Here is a 3582-nt window from a genome sequence, read left to right as displayed (position 1 = left end):
ATTAAGACAATGCTTGAAACCACGTATGAGTTCAGTAAGTTATATATCCTTTGTGCCTGTTCTCGGCACAAGTCGTTGAGTGCTGGTTAAAAAAGACAGATAAATCATTTTGCTTGAAAAATTGAATTTGGCTCCTTTACCGCTTTGACTTTGATCGAAATCAAGGGTGCGAAACTTGAGATATAACTTATATATCATAATTATTTTAATTGTTTTTGTCTATAAAAAATTGCTCATGGAACAGTCCAATGACAAATAATCACTCGACCATTTCCCCACTCAACCATCTCTTCTTATAGACCCTGTGGTGTGAATTTTGTGTGACAAGAAAGGGTTTAAGGTATTCAGGAAGTGATTCCGACTTGCCAAGGATTATATAACCGCCTGGATTCAATGAGTTGAAGAGATTTGAAAATGCCCTTTTCTGCAAAGGTACGGAAAAATAGATCAGAAGGTTACGGCAGAGTATCAGGTCATAATTGGCCACGATTCCTGCGGGCGGGGACATCTTTCTTTTTGACGTAAGGTCATGCTCGCTGAAACTTACCATGTTTTTTATGGAGTCAATCAACAGATAGGCGGGGTGATAAGATGTAAGCCTGCTTAGAGGCGTGAGGCCGGTTGCCGTTGAGAAAACAAAGTAACTGTTTAGAATTTCCTTGTTTATCGCTCTCACAGCCTCATCGCCATACACCCCTGCTCTCGCTTTTTCCAGGGCTTTGTCGTCTATGTCGGTGCCGAAGATGGAGATGCTGTAATCATCTATCTTCTTACCGCGTTTTTTTAAGTATTCTACAAGCGTTATGGCAACAGAATATACCTCTTCACCAAAGCTGCATCCTGCGCACCATATGCGGATCGTGCTGTCGTTTTCACTTTCTTTTGCGCTCATTATATCCGGGAATATCTTATCGGACAATATTTCAAAAACAGCCCTGTTTCTGAAAAAACGGCTTACCTTTATGGTCAGGTCTCTGAAGAGTCGTTCATATTCCCAGGGGTCTTTTTCAAGGCAATCAAAATAGTCATTGTAATTATCACAACCGGTCGCAGCCATCCTCCTGGCCAGACGCCGTTTAATGGTGCCTTCCCTGTAACGGGAAAAATCAATGTCGCGCCTTGCCAGCAATCCCTTAAATATTAATTCAAGACTCAAGTCTCACACCCATTTTCCCACTCGGCTACTCGACCAATCATCCAATTAAATTAGCTGTTCATGAAAGATAACCTTGCATTTTTTCCACAATTTCGGGCAGATTTTCGATGATTCTGTCAACATCATCGCTGCTTAAGTTAATGCTTGAAGTCGCAAACTGATCAATATCGCCGGCCAGGTCATCGGCTCCGCATCCATAACCGATCATGGAACATATATTATCGGCAATGTGTACTATGGAAACAACCTCGGGATTCTCTCTAGTCTCCCAGGGCTGGTGGTGAAACGAGATGGCCTCAATCAGGACTTCCGGCAGATTCAACTCCCTGGCCACAATTCCTCCTGCCTGAGCATGGTTATACCCCAAAATTTCATTTTCAGCATCAAGAAACCCCATTGCTCCGTTAAGAACTCTGTCCATAATCAGGTTGAATTTTTCAAAATCATACTGATCTAAAATTACCTTGCCGATGTCGTGAAGCAGCCCTGCCGTGAAAACAGTATCAGGATCTTTAATTTTTTTCTGCCGACAAATCAGTTTAGCAACCATAGCGCAGCATAGAGAATGATTAAACACCTCCCCTTTTTCCACGGAATATACGCCGATTTCGTCCGTGTAAAGATTGCACAGCGATGCATCCATGATGATCTTTTTCAGTGTCTTTGTATCCAAAAATGCTGCAGCTTGTTTGAAACTCGAAATCAGACCGGGAAAACCATATTGGGCCGAATTGCACATTTTTAGTATATTGGCCGTAATTGCTTGATCTTGCGAGATATATTTTTCCAGATCAGACAGTCTGGATCCGGAATATTCTATCCTTGATATTATCCTGCGGGCTGTTTCAGGCATTGGTTTAAGCATATGTATCCTGTTCTTCAAATCTTCAAGTTCGATCTTTTTGTCTGGTTTTAAGCTCAGGGCATGCTCTTTGTTTTCTTCCCCTGTTTTGACATGGATCATGCCGCCGGCCAATTCCAGTCGGACCGTTCTTCTGAAATTTCCGCCAATATGCTCTCTTTTTATCGGTATTCCCAAAATGCCCAAAATCTGCCGGGCCATATCAGAATTTCTTCCGCCTATGTTAAAGTTCATATCCGGCTTTTTGTTGCCTAACATAAAACCACCACCGGCAATTTCCGCAACAATATCGGCTTTTGAAGCTCCTAACTTTATCATTTTATCCAATAAGAGCGGAATGCCGGACCTGGCATAACGGGCCGGGCTGGTTTTTTCCTTATCTTCACTTCCATTCGGCAGTATAATGTGAACCAGCCCGCCTATCACAGCCTTACGATCATACATGGCAACACCCACACATGAACCCAGGCATGTCTGAATTACTGCTGAAGGGTCATCGGTTGCAATTAATTTTCCCGGTGAAACATTATAAAAAGCCATATATGAACTTAGCTCCGCAATTGATTATCTATTGGTTCAGCGTAAATTGAAGAATCCTGAATTTAATTTACTATCACAAATTATATGGAAGCGCCAATATTGATGAATTCGTAAAAAGTCATTCCCCAAGTCATTGCGAGGAGTGCAACTACGAAGCAATCTAATAAATATAAGCACTTGTCTTATACTAGGAGGCTGTCCGAGAATGCCCTTTTCCCCAAACTCTGCGTTATGCTCAAAAAATTATCCTCGGAATATCAACTATATACCTGCGGTAATTTTTTTCGCAAGCCTTGATTTTGGAAAAAATTGCTATTCTCGGACAGCCTCCTAGATTGCTTCGCTTCGCTCGCAATGACATGTTTTTGGAGTTTTTACGATGCCATCCGCTTCAGGTTTACAAAATGTAATGCAGGACAACATGTTGAGTCAATAGCATTTTTGTTGTATTGAAGGGGCAATTGGTGTATCAATCGCTCTAAGTAAGATCGTGACAAAAAGAAGATTCCTGTTTAATAATTAATATTAGATGCAAATAAAGGATAAATGATGACAATAGAGATAATTCGCGATGCCTTACTTTGGTGTGCATTAATCAACACGGGTTTGCTGTTATGGTGGTTTTTGTTCTTCATGTTAGCACATGATTGGATATATCGGCTTCATTGTAAATGGTTTAGTTTATCAATTGAGAAGTTTGATTCAATTCACTATGCAGGTATGGCTCTATTTAAAATAGGTATATTTCTTTTTAATCTAACGCCGTATTTTGCCCTGCGGATAGTCGGTTGAAGTGTGACAAATAATTTAATATTGAGGCAACATGGACATTAAAACAGTAAAAATCGAAAACCCGGACGGGTTGAACATGATTTTAGGACATTCTCATTTTATAAAAACTGTTGAGGATATATATGAGGCCATGGTCAATGCTGTTCCCATGGCAAAATTCGGTCTGGCATTCTGTGAAGCCTCTGAGTTATGTCTTGTGCGTTATGCAGGCACAGATGATGAACTTATCGAA

At 40.9% G+C, this 3582-nt stretch carries 4 protein-coding genes; 2 read left to right on the top strand and 2 right to left on the bottom strand.

The window, feature by feature from the left end; genetic code table 11:
* Window positions 1–259 precede the first annotated feature (259 nt).
* Both VMW78_00795 and VMW78_00790 read right to left on the bottom strand, forming a co-directional pair.
* On the bottom strand, window positions 260–1156 hold the full coding sequence (locus VMW78_00795) for a protein-glutamate O-methyltransferase CheR (protein HUV49548.1): 897 nt from the start codon (window positions 1154–1156) through the stop codon (window positions 260–262).
* Between the two features lie 58 nt (window positions 1157–1214).
* Window positions 1215–2558, bottom strand: coding sequence for an HDOD domain-containing protein (locus VMW78_00790; GenBank protein ID HUV49547.1), 1344 nt, complete (start codon window positions 2556–2558; stop codon window positions 1215–1217).
* A 546-nt stretch (window positions 2559–3104) separates the two neighbouring features.
* On the opposite strand from VMW78_00790, the gene VMW78_00785 reads away from it, so the two are divergent.
* Together VMW78_00785 and VMW78_00780 are read left to right on the top strand one after the other, a co-directional pair.
* Entirely contained in the window at window positions 3105–3350 is a 246-nt protein-coding gene (locus tag VMW78_00785) for a hypothetical protein (GenBank protein ID HUV49546.1), read from the top strand.
* A gap of 31 nt (window positions 3351–3381) precedes the next feature.
* Window positions 3382–3582: adenosine-specific kinase (locus VMW78_00780; GenBank protein ID HUV49545.1), on the top strand; the 201-nt coding region annotated here is incomplete at its 3' end.

Source organism: Anaerolineae bacterium (genome assembly GCA_035529315.1).
Lineage (GTDB): Bacteria > Desulfobacterota > Desulfobacteria > Desulfobacterales > ETH-SRB1 > Desulfaltia.
This window is presented reverse-complemented; position numbering and strand designations above follow the sequence as displayed.